The sequence below is a fragment of the Brucella pecoris genome, assembly GCF_006376675.1.
Classification (GTDB): Bacteria; Pseudomonadota; Alphaproteobacteria; order Rhizobiales; family Rhizobiaceae; genus Brucella; species Brucella pecoris.
Genome location: NZ_VEWK01000003.1, coordinates 161,373 through 176,777, shown reverse-complemented (window position 1 = coordinate 176,777; position 15,405 = coordinate 161,373). Strand labels below are relative to the sequence as shown.

The following is a 15,405-nucleotide window of genomic DNA, read 5'->3' as shown; positions in this document are numbered from 1 at the left end:
TTCAGAGCGTCAGGCGGTCAAGCGGCGCGCATCATCGGCGCCCGGTTGCTGTTGGCGGCAACCGCAGCAGTGCGCTTCAGGCGCGTGTCGTTCAGCTCATGGATGACGCGCAGAGAGGTGCCGCCGGAAATGCCGGGTACAATGCGGAACGTGACGATGCTTTCCAGAAAGGGCGGTTCGTTTTCCCGCATCCGGTAGCTGATCTCCTCGCCGGGCTTGCAGGATGCAGGCTCCGGATCGGCCAATGCCTCGGACGGAAGCCAGTTTTCGCGAAATTCCGGAATGCTGATCGCGCGCCACACTTTCTGCGGCGCGGCATCCAGCTCATATTCCAGCGCGATGCCTTTCTCGCGTGGTTCTTCCTGCCGGTCGGTCATTGGTCCATATCCTTCAGCAAGGTTTTGAGAGCGTCGATACGTTCCGGCCAGTAGGCACGGTATTTCGCGAGCCAGTTCGCGATGAGCGTCAGTCCGTGCGGGTCGACCTCGTAATTGACGAAGCGTCCCTCACGTTCCTCACGCACCAGTCCTGCACCGCGCAACACCGCCAGATGCTGTGACATAGCGGGCTGGCTGATCTCCATGCCTTCGCGCAGCGCACTGGCATTCATGCTGCCCGATGCCAGCTTCTCGAAAATCATCCGGCGGGTCGGGTCGGCAAGCGCCCTGAATGTATCGTTCTCATTCATGCCATCACATAAGCACGCACTTATGTGATTCGCAAGACCTTATTTGAAGGCGGACGTCTTGTTTAATCAGACGAATGAAACTGCATGGTGAAGACATTTCCGCCGATACCCTGCGCGAGTGAGGGCGCAAGTTTCAGCGGCGTGCATTTTTCGACGGCCTCGATTGCAGCGTTTACGAATGCCTTTTTGGCCTTGTCATCGCCCTGAACGTTGATCGCGCTGGCACGCGGCGGTCCTATCAGGCTTCCGTCTCGCTTGAAGCTGAAACTGAGAGTGACGGCGGAATTTTTACTGCCTGAAGGCGGAGACCAGCAGGCGTTCAGCGCGCTGCCGACATCGTCCATCGTCTTCAGTTCCTGCGCGTGAACGGCCCCTGTGGCGGTGATCGTAACGGCGGTCAACAGACAAACGGATAGTCCCGTTCTATTCATCCTGATCCTCCATCAAGAAAGTGTAGCAAATTTATTGTAGGTCTGCTTCGGCGGAGTTCAAACCCAACTCTGTGGTTAGTGTTAGAGCGCATCCCGAAAAGTGTGAAACGGTTTTCGGATCAGATGCGCGTCAAAACAAACAGTTGAGACGCGCCGATCTGATTGAATCAGATCGAGACGCGCTCTAACGTGCTGAGGGACAGTTTCAGCCTCAATCCGCGTGATCGATCCGATCAGAAAAATTCAATTGTCCCCGGATGATTGAGGTATATTTTCCCGCCAATGACCGAGACCTCCCTGGAAATGACCAAGCCTGTATCTTCACAACACCGCACTGCCGTCCGTTATGCTTTCGGCGGTTTTCTGGCCATGGCTGCTGCCATGGGGATCGGGCGTTTCATCTATACGCCGATCCTGCCGGGAATGATGGCCGATGTCGGCTTCACGGCCGCCGATGCAGGTTTCATCGCATCGGCAAACTATATCGGCTACCTGCTGGGAGCGATTGTTGCCGGTTATGGATGGTCTGCGGGCATCGAACGGGCAAGCGTCATTGTGGGCCTGATCATCAGCGGATTGCTATGCGCGGCCATGGCGCTTTTTGACGGCGTCTGGCTGTTCTCCATCATCCGCTTTGCTGCGGGTTTCATCAGCGCGGTGACGATGATCCTTTGCACGGCAATCGTGCTGAGCCATGTCACGGCGGCGGAAAGAGCCGGGCTCGGAGCCCTGCATTTCGGTGGCGTCGGCAGCGGCATTGCACTTTCTGCCGTTCTGGTGGCGCTGATCCGTTTTGCCGGGTTCGACTGGCGGGCCGACTGGATCGGTGCTGCAGTTCTGACCATCGTCATGGTTGTTCTGGTTGCGGCTTTCGTCAGGGAAGGGCCGGTCGGCGGAAACAGCGGCACGCGTGAACCGCCGCTACCCAAAAGCTTCGCCTTCAACGCGCTGGCGCTGGCCTATGGCATTTTCGGCTTTGGCTATGTGATCACGGCCACCTTCCTCATTGCAATCGTGCGCGCAACCGATGGCGGCCCACTGATGGAAGCGGCTGTGTGGGTGGTGACCGGCCTGACGGCCGCGCCCTCGATCTGGCTGTGGGCACCGGCTGCGAAGAAGTTCGGCCTCTTCAACGCTTTTGCCCTGACGGCCATTCTGGAGGCTGTCGGCGTTGCCGCGAGCGTGGTTCTGGCGCCGCCGCTGGGGCCCCTGGTGGGGGGCGCGCTTCTGGGCATCACTTTCATGGCGTTGACGGCGTTCGGATTGCAGATCGCCCGCACACTCGCACCGGCGTCTCCCAAACGCGCTTTGGCGCGGATGACGGTCTGCTTTAGCATCGGCCAGATCGTCGGCCCGCTGGCCGCAGGCTTCATGGCGCAACGGTCCGGTTCGTTCACTTCGGCAAGTCTGGCCGCAGCGCTTTCGCTGGTGGTCGTGGCGGTGCTTGGCATCATGGCAGGACGCGCGACAAGATCACAAGGTTGAAACCTTACAGGAATTTAACTGGTAAAGGCACGAAGACAGGCTTCTTATGAGGGAAATCCCTCACGAAGTTGGTCTGAAATTCAGTGTTTGTGTCGTTCTTTCCCCGCCCTAAATTGTTCTTCTGGTCCGCACTCATCTGGAGCCTGCTGGCAATAGCCGGCTGGTATGAAGGAGGGGAAAAACTGGGCGCCATATTCGGTCTGCCACCTTTGGCACACGATGCCGCGCCGATTATTGGTGCGAGTCTTTTCTGGTCGGCGCCGTTTCTTTGGTTCTATGTCTATTTCGCGGTGGTGACGTTCGCCTTCTATCTGTTCTGGGCGTGGTTTTCACCGCACCCATGGCAGCGCTGGTCGATCCTTGGATCGGCTCTGATCCTGTTCACCACCTATTTCGGCGTGCAGGTCAGCGTGGCGGTCAACGCCTGGTACGGACCATTTTACGATCTGGTTCAAAAAGCGCTCACATCGCCGGGAGCCGTCAGCGCCTCTGACTTCTACTGGGGCATGATCACATTTGCGGAGATCGCCTTTATCGGCGTGACAGTCGGCGTTCTGAGTCTGTTTTTCGTCAGCCATTATATCTTCCGCTGGCGCTCGGCGATGAATGAATACTATGTCAGCCACTGGCCGAAACTGCGTTCCATCGAAGGTGCAGCCCAGCGCGTGCAGGAAGACACAATGCGCTTTTCCACAACGCTGGAACAGCTCGGTGTCAGCCTCGTCAAATCGGTGATGACGCTGATCGCATTTCTGCCGGTCCTGTTCAGCTTCTCGGAGAAGGTCAGTGAGCTGCCGCTGGTTGGTATGGTGCCGCACGCGCTGGTCGTGGCGGCGATTTTCTGGGCAGCTTTCGGCACCGGATTTCTGGCGCTGGTCGGTATCAAGTTGCCAGGACTGGAGTTCAACAATCAGCGTGTCGAGGCGGCCTACCGCAAGGAGCTGGTCTATGGCGAGGATCATGCGGATCGCGCGGAGCCGGTGACGCTTGGCGAACTGTTCCGCAATGTCCGGCATAACTATTTCCGGCTCTATTTCCACTATGTCTATTTCAACGTGGCCCGCATTTTCTACATTCAGGCCGACAATATTTTCCCGACCCTGATCCTGATCCCGTCGATCGTGGCGGGCAAGCTGACGCTCGGTCTGATGAACCAGATCACGAATGTCTTCTCGCAGGTGCAGGGATCGTTCCAGTATCTCGTCAATTCATGGACCACGATCATCGAATTGCTCTCGATCTACAAGCGTCTGAGAGCTTTCGAGGCGGTTATCCGTGATGAGCCGTTGCCATCGCTGGAAAGCGCAAACCTCGGGACAACGCCTTCGACATAAGGTCAGGATCTGCTCTGGTCCTTATGGGCAGTGTCCCTGTCGAGACTGTCCAGATAGTTGCTATAGGTGGTGCATTTGACGTCGGGCTTGGTGCAGACTTCCGACACCAGCCGCTCCATGGCACGCCAATAGGCGCCGTCATTCATCAGCACGAAATGGAAGCCGAGTTGAAGCGGGTTACGTTCGCCCGCATATTGCTTGTCGAATGCCGTCCGGAAAGCCTTGTAGGCCCGTTCCTCGAAAGCTGCCGATTGCAGCACGGCTTCCTTGCCCTTCGAGTGGCGGACATAGAGATTATAGTCCATCGCCACGATGGGGCGCTGCGATGGTCCTTCCGGCACAAGCGGCAATCCGAATGAAGCAAACTGACCGGCAAGGGTCGGCTCTTCGGGACCACGTGTGATGGAGGACGCCTGATAGCGAAAGCCGTTTGCCTTGAGCGCGTCCTGCACTGGCTTCGATGCGGCGAGATAGGGCGCCCGAAATCCGTCAATGCCCTTCAGCGCAAGATTGCGCCAGCCTTCCGGTTCACCGTCGATGCCGTTATTCCTGTAGGCATCAGCGGTAATGCGGCGGAATTCCTTGATTTCCTTATCCCAGTCGGCGGTCGACCAGTCGGTACCGTCAAAATGGCCACAGCCATGACTGGCGATCTCGTTTCCTTCCAGATGGGCCTGCCAGATATTGCCAAGGCGGGCGACGACTTCGTTGCGGCTCAGCGCAAAGCCGACATTGGACGAACCGGCCCGCTTGTGGGGCGGCTTGTAATCGCGCCGATCCTGCTTGGTCATTAGGAAGACGCAGGAAAGAAAATAGGTGAAATGAGCGTTGTTCTTTTTTGCCAGCTCGCGTGAGCGGGTCCAGAGCGCATTGTCATGTGCGCCATCGAAGGAAATCAGCACATATTGTGGCTTTGCAGACACCGGTTCCGCCTGCGCAGTGCAGGTGGCCAGAACGAAAGCGGAGAGAAGAAGAGGGCGGGGGGACAGAATGCGCATGAACCACTAAACGAGGCGGGGGAGAAAACAGTTCCAATAACTTGTTAGCTATTCCCTTGAATATGGCCCCATGAATACGGCTATTGTCGGACAGAAGTGCACTTTGTGACGCGTGTTTCGGCTTATTTCGCAGACGGGTCTTACATATGGCGCGAAATGCGACTAAAAGCGCCAGAATGAACAAGTACAAACACGTACGAACATCAATTTGGCTTTAGTGGCAGGTCCATGGCAGACGACAGTTTCATTCGCGAGGTAAACGAGGAAATCCGTTCGGAACGGGCAAAGCAGATCTGGCGGAATTTCGGTCCGGCATTGATCGGCGCCGCTGTGGCCGTTGTTCTGGGAACGGCTGGCTGGGTCGGTTATCAACATTGGGTTGATAGCAAGGCTTCCGCTTCCGGTGACAAGTTCCTCGCTGCACTGGATCTGGCTTCGGAAGGCAAGAACGACGAGGCGTTGACCGCGCTCGACGATCTGGAAAAGACCGGCTACGGCTCCTATCCGGTTCTGGCACGTCTTCGCGCCGCATCGGTCATCGCGGACAAGGGCGATGCAGCCGGGGCAGTGAAGGCTTTCGATGACGTGGCTGCCGATAACGCCGTGCCTGCACCGCTTCGCGACGTGGCTCGCCTGCGTGCCAGCTATCTGCTGGTCGACAGCGGTTCCTATGACGATGTCGCCAAGCGCGTTGAAACGCTTTCCGCAGACGGCAATCCGATGCGTTCAAGTGCGCGTGAAGCGTTGGGACTTGCTGCCTGGAAGGCTGAGCGGTTCGATGATGCGGTCAAACTGTTCCAGCAGATCGCCAATGACAATCTTGCTCCGGCCAACATTCGCCAGCGTTCCAATACGATGCTCGATCTGATGCGCAGCGCAGGCGTCAAAGTGCCTGACGCGCAAAACACATAAGTCAATCAGAGCGCATCCCGAAAAGTGCGAAGCGGTTTTCGGACAAGATGTGCGGGAAAATAAATAGATAGATCGGTTCCGTTAAAATCGGAACCGATCTGGTTTCTGGAGTCATCTTCTCCCATGGGTTTCACAGTCGCCATCGTCGGGCGTCCCAATGTCGGCAAGTCCACGCTGTTCAATCGCCTCGTCGGCCGCAAGCTGGCACTGGTCGATGACCTGCCGGGCGTCACGCGCGACCGGCGCATCCACGATGCCAAGCTCTACGATCTGAAGTTTCAGGTTATCGACACGGCAGGTCTTGAAGAAGCTGCCAATGACAGCCTGGAAGCGCGCATGCGCGCCCAGACCGAAGCTGCCATTCAGGAAGCCGACGTGATTTTGTTCGTCGTTGATGCCAAGAACGGCCTGACGCCGACTGACAGCACCTTTGCTGAAGTGGTGCGCCGTTCCGGCAAGCCGGTGGTGCTGGTCGCCAACAAGGCGGAGGCGCGCGGCGCGCAATCCGGCATGTATGACGCTTTCCAGCTTGGCCTCGGCGAACCATGCCCGATCTCTGCCGAACACGGTCAGGGCATGCCCGACCTGCGTGACGCGATTGTCGAGCTTCTGGGCGAAGAGCGTGCCTTTGCCGACGAGAAGGAAGAGGAAGTCGCAGATGAGGTTTTCACGCCGAAGGCTGTCGGCGAACTTATCGGCGACGACATCGAAGACCCGGATGAGGAAATCATTCCGGCCTATGATGCAACCAAGCCGCTGCGTATCGCCATTGTCGGACGACCCAATGCCGGCAAGTCGACGCTCATCAATACGATGCTCGGTGAAGATCGTCTGTTGACCGGGCCGGAAGCGGGCATCACGCGTGACTCGATTTCGGTTGATTGGGAATGGCAAGGTCGCAAGATCAAGCTGTTCGACACGGCTGGCCTGCGCCGCAAGTCGCGTGTGCAGGAAAAGCTCGAAAAGCTGTCGGTTGCCGACGGCCTGCGCGCGATCCGTTTTGCGGAAGTCGTGATCATCGTGCTCGACGCGACGATCCCGTTTGAAAAGCAAGATCTGCAGATCGCCGATCTCATCATCCGTGAAGGCCGGGCGCCGATCATCGCCTTCAACAAATGGGATCTGATCGAGGACCGCCAGATGGTTCTGGCCGATCTTTACGAGAAGACGGCCCGCCTGCTGCCGCAGGTGCGGGGGCTTCGCGCGGTGCCGATTTCCGGCGAGCGCGGACAGGGTATCGACAAGCTCATGGAGAATGTCGTCAAGACCCACGAAATCTGGAATCGCCGCGTTTCCACCGGACGTCTCAATCGCTGGCTGGGAGGCGTCATCGCGCATCAGCCGCCGCCGGCAGTCTCGGGTCGCCGCCTGAAGGTGAAATATATGACACAGGTGAAGACCCGCCCGCCGGGCTTCGTCGTTTCCTGCTCGCGTCCCGATGCGATGCCGCAATCCTATGTGCGCTACCTCATCAACGGACTGCGCGAAACCTTCGACATGCCGGGTGTGCCGATAAGGCTGAGCCTGCGTACCTCGGACAATCCGTTCGCAGGCCGCGCGAAGAAAAAGAAATAAACGTCACACAGAGAAAAAGCCCGGAGCGATCCGGGCTTTTTTGTTTGAAGGGATGAGACGGCATCACGCTTTCGGCAGCACAAACTCGACACGCCGGTTTTGCGCCCGTCCGGCGGGATTGTCTTTTCCCTGGACTTCGTTGGGCGCGACAGGTTCGCTTTCGCCATGCCCCTCCGGTTTCAATCGTGCCGCTTGAACGCCATTGCCGACGAGAAACTTGGCGACCGCATCAGCCCGGCTTTTCGACAGTTTATCGTTGTAGCTATCTGCCCCCTTGGAATCGGTGTGGCCGACAACTCGGACGGTAGAATCCGGCATGCTGTCGAGTATCTTTGCAATGTCGGTCAGCGTCGCCTTGGCTTTGCCGGTCAGTTTGGCGCTGTCGAAATCAAACAGAATATCGCTCGTCACGGAAAGGACGATGCTGTCATCGGTTTCCCGCATGGTGATGTTGCCGCTTTTCTCGACAATCTCCTGTGCTGCCCCCGACAGACCGCGGGCCTTGCCATCGGTACTGCCTGAGGCTGAAACAAGATCGCGAATCTCGGGCACGAGATCACGGATATAGGCGCTGTTGTCGGTACTTGTGTTCTGCGCGATCGCGATGGATGGCAGACAAAGCGCGGCAAGGCTGAATGCGATGCCGCCTATGATCTGATTGGTCATGGCCAGCCCCTATTCGGCGGGAACGGCGAACGGTCCGAGCGGCTCTACCCCTTTTATATAGAGCGTCACCTTCTGGCCTTTCGGTGGCGCCGGAAAGACGCCATGCCATACACCGACGACATGGCCCGTGCCGAAAAGGGAAACCGATGCCGGAGCAAGCGGCTTGCCTTCGGAATCTTTCAGCAGAAGGTATTTCTTGTCGCCCGCGAGGAGATAGTAGTCATTCTCGTAATCTTCGTCCGACAGCGCGGTGTAAAGCGTCGTGGAAACACTTCCGCCTTCCCTGGCGTTGATGAAGCGAACCTTGACCGTCAGCTTGTCGCCGTCGGCCACGACACCGCTTACCTCCGCAGTCGCCTGACCGCTGCTGTGATAGCCGGTTGCTATCGGCTGGCCGGTTGTTTCCTGTGCATTTGCAACGTGGGGAAGCGCACTCGCCGAAAGTAAGGCAGCGGCAAGAACCGTACGTGAGAGAAACGCCATGAGTATCGCTTTCATTTGTTGGATGACCTTGAGTATAGCGAAGCCAGACGGATAACATCGGGCATTACGGGAAGGCGGCGAAAACAAATAAGCGGAGCAGTTCAGGGGATATGAGCGTAAAGCGAACCACTCCAGATGCGGCGCAGAAACCTAACAGGCCGAAAACAAAATTCATGTAAACTTTAAAGACCTTCATTAACATTTGCGCGACCGAAAATTTTTCTCATCTGGGCGCCGATGATCGCGATCGTGATCACAACCAGCACTTAATTTGGTACTTTCGGGTTGAGCTTGGCTTCGGCGGCTGCTAATTCGCCCGCTCCGCGATTTCCTCCAAAAAGGTGCAGTGATGACGAAGGCTGGCCAGAGCCGTTTTGACGGCGTGACATTGGGCATCGATTTTGGCACGACCAATACAGTTATTTCTGTCGCATCGCCTGACGGCACGACAGCGGTTTTGAGTGTGCCGAAGGATGGGGTCGACATTACCGGCTACCGTTCGATCCTTTGTTTCTGGCAGGATCGTGAAACCGGGGAGCGCACTGTTGAAAGCGGACCTTGGGCGATGGACGCATTCGTCAACGCGCCGCATTCCACGCGCATGTTGCAATCGTTCAAGACATTTGCGGCATCAAAATCCTTCACCGATACGCCGGTTTTCGGCAAGCGGTTCAAGTTCGAGGATATTCTGACGACCTTCCTCGAAACGGTCGCCGCACGGCTGGGCGACCGCCTTCCACCGAAAGGTAACCGCGTGGTCATCGGCAGGCCGGTAATTTTTGCAGGCGCTTCACCGGACGAGGCGCTGGCCATGCAGCGCTATGAAAAAGCGTTCCGGGCGTTCGGCTTCACCGATATCCACTATGTCTACGAGCCTGTTGCTGCGGCATATTTCTATGCGCAGGAGCTGAAAGCCGCATCGACCGTTCTGGTCGCCGACTTTGGCGGCGGTACGAGCGACTTTTCAATCGTGCGGTTCGAAGTGGGCAAGGATGGTCTCAGCTTCATGCCCCTCAGCCAGACGGGTCTTGGCATTGCGGGGGATACATTCGACTATCGCATCATCGACAATGCCGTGTCGCCGCTGCTCGGGAAGGGTACGGAGTACCAGTCGTTTGGCAAGCGGCTGACGATACCGAACCATTATTATGCAAATTTTGCGCGCTGGAACACGCTGTTCCTGATGAACTCTCCGGCGACTATTCGCGATCTGGACGAACTGGCCCGGCAAGCGGTTGATCCGAAGCCGCTCGAACATTTCATCAATCTGATCGAGAACGATTACGGCTATGAAATCTATCGCGCTGTATCGGACCTGAAAGTGCGTCTTTCTTCGCAACGCATATGCGAATTACACTTCAAGGCGGACGATTTTGAAATCCGCTCTGACGTCACACGCAATGATTTCGAAAACTGGATCTTTGATGATGTGCGCCAGATCGAACAATCGGTCCAGCAGGCTGTGGACAAGGCGGGCCTTGAAACTTCGGCCATCGACCGCGTTTTCCTGACCGGCGGCACGTCTTTCGTGCCGGTTATCCGCACCGTGTTTGAGAACCGCTTCCCCGACGCCGCGGTGACCAGCTCCAACCAGTTCGATTCCATCGCCAACGGCCTCGCATTGATCGGACAGAGCGCCGATATCGAACGCTGGGCAGTAAAATAGTAAGCATTGGCTGAGTAGTTTCCGTTCAAAGAAATGGAGATCATCGTGTCAGACAATACCGTCGAAGCCTTCTCTGAACGCCTGCGGCAAAGCACCGAACCATTCTGGTCGCAGGCTGTCAGCCATCGCCTTGTCGGCGAAATCTATGCGGGCACAGTCGCGCCCGATGTCATGACGCGCTATCTGGTGCAGGACCATCGCTTTATCGACTGCTTTTTGTCGCTGCTGGGTGGAACGCTCGTCAATTGCGACAGGATGGAAGCCAAGCTGACCTTGGGCCGTTTCATCGGCATGATCAGCAGCGACGAGAATTCCTATTTCGAGCGCGCCTTTGCAAAGCTTGCAGTCGCTGACACCGAGCGTTTCGATACGCCCGATGCGGCGCCAACCGCCGCATTCAAGGAACTGATGCTGGAAGCTGCACGATCCGGCTCCTATGCGACCTGCCTGTCGGTGCTGACGGTTGCCGAATGGCTTTATTTCGACTGGGCGGGAAAAGCGCCGAAGCCTCTGCCCGACGATTTCATTTTCGCAGAATGGATCGTGCTGCACGACAATCCACATTTCGTGGAGTTCGTGGGTTTCCTGCGCTCGGAGCTCGACCGGGTTGGCCCGGCAGCGGCAGAACAATGCCAGCAGTTCTTCCGGCGTGCGGTCGAACTGGAAAAGGCATTCTTCGATGCGGCCTATGAGGGCCGTAGCTGATCGGTTGGTGCTGATCAGTTGCTGGCGGAGGGGAAGGGGCAGTTGCTGTCACCTTCCTCGCATTTCAGGTATTTTTTCAGATCGTTGACGCGCTCCGTCGTCAGGTCGGACAGGCAGATCGAATAGGCCATACCGGAGATGCTGCCGCCGCCAACTGTCTGCATGTCGCATTCGGCATTGCGGAAGGCGATCCAGGCTCGTTGCGACTGAACCAGTTTTTTCTTCAGGTTCGCATCGTCGGCGCGGTTCTGCAAGGTCTTGAAGACCTTGTTCAGTTCAGCATCCGATTTCTTGTAGGCTTTGCCATAACACTCATTGAGTGCGGCCTGCGAACTGGCGTTCTGGCAGTCATCCGCCTGCGCTGTGGCAATAACCGCAAAAGAACTGAAAACCACTCCAATAATCGCGAACTTCAATCCCCGCATAAGTTCCCTCCCCGAAGCTTTGAAGACCAATATCATTATCGCAAATAGAACGGCTGTCACGAAAGAAAAGGCGCTCTAATCCTTTGTTTTGAACCGCGCATCTTTTCCGAAAACCGTTTCACACTTTTCGGGATGCGCTCTATCTATTTGTTTTCACGCATTATCCGACGCAAAACCGCTTCGCACTTTTGCTGGAAATGCTCTAATCCTCAAAGCGGCTCGACCCATCGCGGTCACGCTCGTATCCTTTCATGCGGGGGAAAGGCGGCAACCAGGATTCGCGACGGATCGTCCAGAGTTCATAGGTCGGTTTGAACTGATCGGGCGCATCGAGCGAGCCGAGATTGACCTCGACTTCATCTGCACTGCGCCCGAAAACCGGAGAGCCACAACGCGGACAGAAAAACCGTCCCGCATAGTCGCGGGTTGCCCCCTCGACCGTAACCGCAGCTTCAGGGAATATCGCCGAAGCGTGAAACAGGGCTCCGTGGTGCTTGCGACAGTCAAGGCAATGGCAGATGCCGACCCGATAGGGTTGTCCCGAGGCTTCAAAGCGGACGTTGCCGCACCGGCATCCACCTGTGACCTTACCCATGACGCACCTCCCTCTCCATAGCTATCCGGCATTCGTGAAGCCGAATGAGCTTAAACCCTGCATTAACCATATTCGTTCATGGTTAATGCGCTGCTGATAATGACTGTATTAGCCAAAGCTGCAAGCGTGTCCTCCCTCGTTGGACAAGGTTAATACTCCGTTATCACCGGTGTCAGTTAAGTCAGTGTGAGTGGAGTGTGCGGTGCGTCTTGTATCTTTACGAGCGCTGTTTGGTCGAAGGAAGGCCGTTGTCGAGCCGGTGTGGCATTACCCTGTCACGGGCTATTGCCCGGAAGAGGGGCGCTATTACGCGGTGCGGGCAAAGCCACGCCAGACAGTTCATAAACCGCACCGTCTGGTGCCGTTGGTTCTGGCGGCGGTGACATATCTTTTCAACCCCAATGCGATTGCCTTTCAGGACATGGCGAGCCTGGTGCCGTCGGCAGATCTGGGATCGCATCGCTGGACTGCCTTTGTCGCCAAGGCACCGGTCGGCTCGGTGCATCAGGCTGAAATGCCGTTCGTGGATGCAACGACGGTAACCGGCAGCATCGCCACCAACGGCATCGAAGTGCCAGGTATCGGCAGGGTTGCACTCTCTGGCGGACGCAAGACGGCAAAGCTCGGCCCGGACGATCCGAACCCGGATGAAAACCGCATCAATCGTGCGGACAAGACGGGCCGTCTCGTCTCAGTCAAGCCCAAGGCACCTGCCAAGGCTTTTACCGCCGGCAGCATGTTCGACAAGATCAGCATGATCACGCGTCCGCCGGAAAAGACGGACGCGAAAATGGCCTTCTCCAGCAAGCTGGAAGGTAAGGAAGTCGCCATCACCATGGCGTTCCATGCGGTCAAGCCACCAAAGCCGCGCTCCGAGATGCCGACCCAACTTGCCAAGCTCATTACCAATGACCAGCCGGATGCGCTGGCCCTTGGTTATGCGCCTGCGACGCCGGACTATGGCAAGACATCGCCTTTCGAGAGCATTTTGAAGCCCCAGCCGGACGAAGGCCGCTTCGTGCCCCCCATCGGCGAGAAGGACCATGAATGGGCAGCAACACCTTTGCCGCCTTCCGCTTTCAGCAAGAGCGAGCAGAAGTGCCTTGCGGAAGCCGTCTATTATGAAGCGCGCGGCGAAACGGTGAAGGGGCAGGTTGCTGTCGCTCAGGTCGTCCTCAACCGCGTGCGCAACCCCGCCTATCCGGGTTCGATCTGCGGCGTGGTCTACCAGAATCGCGACTGGCTCAATGCCTGCCAGTTTTCCTTTGCCTGCGACGGCCAGAAGCACCGTGTAACCGAAATGCCGCAATGGCGTATGGCGCAGCAGGTGGCAAAGGCGGTATCCGCAGGTCAGATCTGGCTTCCGGAAGTGGGCTCCGCCACCCATTATCACGCGACCTATGTTCGCCCGTTCTGGGCGCCGACCATGAAGAAGGTCGCCAAGATTGGCCTCCACATTTTCTATCGGACCTATGGCGGCGGGTGGAGCTGATCCTTCCGGTTCTTCGGCATGGCAGGATCAGGTCGATTTCAAGTCACGTTTTTGTTAGCGGACTAAAAGGTCGAACAGGCGCATAAGCCCGACTTTCGCCTTGAGGCGAATATGGCGCGACCATCCAAAATCGATTCCGTTTTTTTAGCCAATAATGTGACCAATCTGATCCTTTGGTCGGAAAATGAGTCGCACGAATATCTAACATATTGATATTTATTGATAAAAAACCTTTTGGAGCAATGCCTGCACCGCCTTGACTAGCGGGCGGCGTGTCAATATGTTGCGCGCAACTTGGAAATGGGATTGAAATCCTCGTATTTCTTGAAAAAAGGAGCTGCCAATGGCGCGCGGGACTGAACCCGGAAAGCCATCCGGTACGATCAAGAATGCGAAGAACGAACCCGCTTCCGGGGAGCTGGATCAGCGTTTGAACCGCCTGGAGGCCGAACTGGCCAAGAAGGGTGTGCTCAAGCAACCGGCTTCCGAAGAGGAGCGATCGGCGACTGCAAGCTCGGTCGCGCAGGCCATGAAGATTTCCAGCGAGTTTATCGCGGGGGTTCTGGTCGGTGCGCTGATTGGCTGGTTCATCGATCGTGTCGCCGGTACATCGCCCTGGGGATTGATCGTCTTTCTCCTCCTGGGGTTCGGTGCTGGCGTCCTCAACGTGCTTCGTTCTGCTGGATATGTTGCCGAACAGGGTAACATTAAATCTAGCGCGGAAAAGAACGACAAGAAATAGGGCTTGACGGACTTCACGGTAAAGTTCGTTCAAGTGTAAGTGAATAAGCGGGCCTTGTGCCCGAGACTGAAACGCCTTCGGGCAGGCCAAATTGCCTTCGGGCAGGGAAGACAGGCGAGGTTAAGGTGGCGAACGATCCGATCCATCAGTTCCAGGTTTCCCGGTGGATTCCCATCGATGTAGGCGGCGTTGACCTGTCGTTTACGAATGTTTCGGCCTTCATGGTCGCAACCATCGTGGTCGCTTCGGGCTTCCTCTACCTGACGTCTTCGGGCCGTGGCCTGATCCCGACCCGTCTTCAGTCGGTGTCGGAAATGGCTTACGAGTTCGTGGCCACCAGTCTGAGAGATTCAGCAGGGTCGAAGGGCATGAAGTTCTTCCCGTTCGTCTTCTCGCTGTTCATGTTCGTGCTGGTTGCCAACTTCCTCGGTCTCTTTCCGTATTTCTATACGGTCACCAGCCAGATCATCGTGACCTTTGCGCTTGCCATCCTGGTTATCGGCACGGTCATCGTCTACGGTTTCTTCAAGCACGGTTTCGGCTTCCTCAAGCTCTTCGTGCCGAGCGGCGTTCCCGGCATCATCGTGCCGCTGGTTGTCGCCATCGAAATCATCTCGTTCCTGTCGCGTCCGATCAGCCTTTCAGTTCGTCTCTTTGCGAATATGCTTGCTGGCCACATCACGCTCAAGGTTTTTGCGGGCTTCGTCGTTTCGCTGGCCGCACTCGGGCCTATCGGCATCGGCGGTGCTGTTCTGCCGCTGATCATGACGGTCGCGATCACCGCACTCGAATTCCTCGTAGCCTTCCTGCAGGCCTACGTGTTTACCGTTCTCACCTGCATGTACATCAACGACGCTGTACATCCGGGACACTGAGTTCAAACCGGCGGGCGACCGCCAGAACTGAAATCCGCACTTATTTCAATCCAGAAGGAGCTTAACATGGAAGCGGAAGCAGCAAAGTACATCGGCGCCGGTCTCGCCTGTTTCGGTATGGCCGGTACGGCTCTCGGCCTCGGCAACATCTTCGGCCAATACCTCTCCGGCGCTCTGCGCAACCCGTCCGCTGCTGACAGCCAGTTCGGCCGTCTGGTGTTCGGTTTCGCCGTTACGGAAGCTCTGGGCATCTTCTCGCTGCTCATCGCGCTTCTGCTCCTCTTCGCCGTCTAATCAACGGTCGCAAGAAACGGGCTGGCCGCGAAGCAGCTT

General features: G+C 57.0%; 18 protein-coding genes. 10 read left to right on the top strand and 8 right to left on the bottom strand.

Features of this window, described 5'->3' with window-relative positions:
• Positions 1-17: 17 nt before the first annotated feature.
• The 3 genes from FIB18_RS07455 to FIB18_RS07445 all read right to left on the bottom strand — a co-directional run bounded on the left by FIB18_RS07455 (position 18) and on the right by FIB18_RS07445 (position 1,119).
• Positions 18-377 (bottom strand): SRPBCC family protein, encoded by a 360-nt coding sequence (locus FIB18_RS07455; RefSeq protein ID WP_140020094.1) that lies wholly within the window; start codon positions 375-377, stop codon positions 18-20.
• Positions 374-688, bottom strand: coding sequence for an ArsR/SmtB family transcription factor (locus tag FIB18_RS07450; RefSeq protein WP_140020093.1), 315 nt, complete (start codon positions 686-688; stop codon positions 374-376). The genes FIB18_RS07455 and FIB18_RS07450 overlap by 4 nt, the downstream gene beginning before the upstream one ends.
• Before the next feature lie 62 nt (positions 689-750).
• Positions 751-1,119: a hypothetical protein gene (locus FIB18_RS07445; RefSeq protein WP_140020092.1), complete on the bottom strand. Its 369-nt coding sequence runs from the start codon at positions 1,117-1,119 to the stop codon at positions 751-753.
• A gap of 303 nt (positions 1,120-1,422) precedes the next feature.
• On the opposite strand from FIB18_RS07445, the gene FIB18_RS07440 reads away from it, so the two are divergent.
• Positions 1,423-2,604 carry a YbfB/YjiJ family MFS transporter gene (locus FIB18_RS07440; RefSeq protein ID WP_140020362.1) on the top strand — a complete coding sequence of 394 codons (1,182 nt, stop codon included), beginning with the start codon at positions 1,423-1,425 and terminating at the stop codon, positions 2,602-2,604.
• A gap of 83 nt (positions 2,605-2,687) precedes the next feature.
• The gene (gene sbmA / locus FIB18_RS07435) at positions 2,688-3,938 is read left to right on the top strand and encodes a peptide antibiotic transporter SbmA (protein ID WP_140020091.1); all 1,251 of its coding nucleotides are present in this window, start codon (positions 2,688-2,690) and stop codon (positions 3,936-3,938) included.
• A gap of 2 nt (positions 3,939-3,940) precedes the next feature.
• Here the strand turns inward: sbmA and FIB18_RS07430 are convergent, their stop codons facing one another.
• Positions 3,941-4,936, bottom strand: a complete 996-nt coding sequence (locus FIB18_RS07430) for a polysaccharide deacetylase family protein (protein WP_140020090.1) — start codon at positions 4,934-4,936, stop codon at positions 3,941-3,943.
• Between the two features lie 228 nt (positions 4,937-5,164).
• Here FIB18_RS07430 and FIB18_RS07425 point away from each other — a divergent pair, with 228 nt between their 5' ends.
• Both FIB18_RS07425 and der read left to right on the top strand, forming a co-directional pair.
• Entirely contained in the window at positions 5,165-5,848 is a 684-nt protein-coding gene (locus FIB18_RS07425) for a tetratricopeptide repeat protein (RefSeq protein WP_140020089.1), read from the top strand.
• Positions 5,849-5,971: 123 nt separating this feature from the next.
• The gene (gene der / locus FIB18_RS07420) at positions 5,972-7,423 is read left to right on the top strand and encodes a ribosome biogenesis GTPase Der (RefSeq protein ID WP_140020088.1); all 1,452 of its coding nucleotides are present in this window, start codon (positions 5,972-5,974) and stop codon (positions 7,421-7,423) included.
• A gap of 63 nt (positions 7,424-7,486) precedes the next feature.
• On the opposite strand, the gene FIB18_RS07415 is transcribed toward der, so the two are convergent.
• Complete coding sequence (locus FIB18_RS07415; RefSeq protein ID WP_140020087.1) at positions 7,487-8,089, bottom strand: OmpA family protein; 603 nt, start codon at positions 8,087-8,089, stop codon at positions 7,487-7,489.
• 9 nt (positions 8,090-8,098) lie between these two features.
• Entirely contained in the window at positions 8,099-8,587 is a 489-nt protein-coding gene (locus FIB18_RS07410; protein WP_140020086.1) for a hypothetical protein, read from the bottom strand.
• A 334-nt stretch (positions 8,588-8,921) separates the two neighbouring features.
• Between FIB18_RS07410 and FIB18_RS07405 the strand changes: the two genes are divergently transcribed.
• Complete coding sequence (locus FIB18_RS07405; RefSeq protein WP_140020085.1) at positions 8,922-10,238, top strand: Hsp70 family protein; 1,317 nt, start codon at positions 8,922-8,924, stop codon at positions 10,236-10,238.
• A 33-nt stretch (positions 10,239-10,271) separates the two neighbouring features.
• Positions 10,272-10,943 (top strand): TenA family protein, encoded by a 672-nt coding sequence (locus FIB18_RS07400; protein WP_140020084.1) that lies wholly within the window; start codon positions 10,272-10,274, stop codon positions 10,941-10,943.
• A gap of 14 nt (positions 10,944-10,957) precedes the next feature.
• On the opposite strand, the gene FIB18_RS07395 is transcribed toward FIB18_RS07400, so the two are convergent.
• Both FIB18_RS07395 and FIB18_RS07390 read right to left on the bottom strand, forming a co-directional pair.
• Complete coding sequence (locus FIB18_RS07395; protein WP_140020083.1) at positions 10,958-11,368, bottom strand: lysozyme inhibitor LprI family protein; 411 nt, start codon at positions 11,366-11,368, stop codon at positions 10,958-10,960.
• 202 nt (positions 11,369-11,570) lie between these two features.
• The gene (locus tag FIB18_RS07390) at positions 11,571-11,963 is read right to left on the bottom strand and encodes a GFA family protein (RefSeq protein WP_140020082.1); all 393 of its coding nucleotides are present in this window, start codon (positions 11,961-11,963) and stop codon (positions 11,571-11,573) included.
• Between the two features lie 202 nt (positions 11,964-12,165).
• Between FIB18_RS07390 and FIB18_RS07385 the strand changes: the two genes are divergently transcribed.
• The 4 genes from FIB18_RS07385 to FIB18_RS07370 all read left to right on the top strand — a co-directional run bounded on the left by FIB18_RS07385 (position 12,166) and on the right by FIB18_RS07370 (position 15,366).
• Complete coding sequence (locus FIB18_RS07385) at positions 12,166-13,455, top strand: cell wall hydrolase (protein WP_140020081.1); 1,290 nt, start codon at positions 12,166-12,168, stop codon at positions 13,453-13,455.
• Positions 13,456-13,798: 343 nt separating this feature from the next.
• Entirely contained in the window at positions 13,799-14,197 is a 399-nt protein-coding gene (locus tag FIB18_RS07380) for an AtpZ/AtpI family protein (RefSeq protein ID WP_140020080.1), read from the top strand.
• Positions 14,198-14,322: 125 nt separating this feature from the next.
• Positions 14,323-15,072 carry a F0F1 ATP synthase subunit A gene (locus FIB18_RS07375; protein WP_140020079.1) on the top strand — a complete coding sequence of 250 codons (750 nt, stop codon included), beginning with the start codon at positions 14,323-14,325 and terminating at the stop codon, positions 15,070-15,072.
• 66 nt (positions 15,073-15,138) lie between these two features.
• Positions 15,139-15,366 carry a F0F1 ATP synthase subunit C gene (locus FIB18_RS07370; protein ID WP_002963544.1) on the top strand — a complete coding sequence of 76 codons (228 nt, stop codon included), beginning with the start codon at positions 15,139-15,141 and terminating at the stop codon, positions 15,364-15,366.
• Positions 15,367-15,405 lie beyond the last annotated feature (39 nt).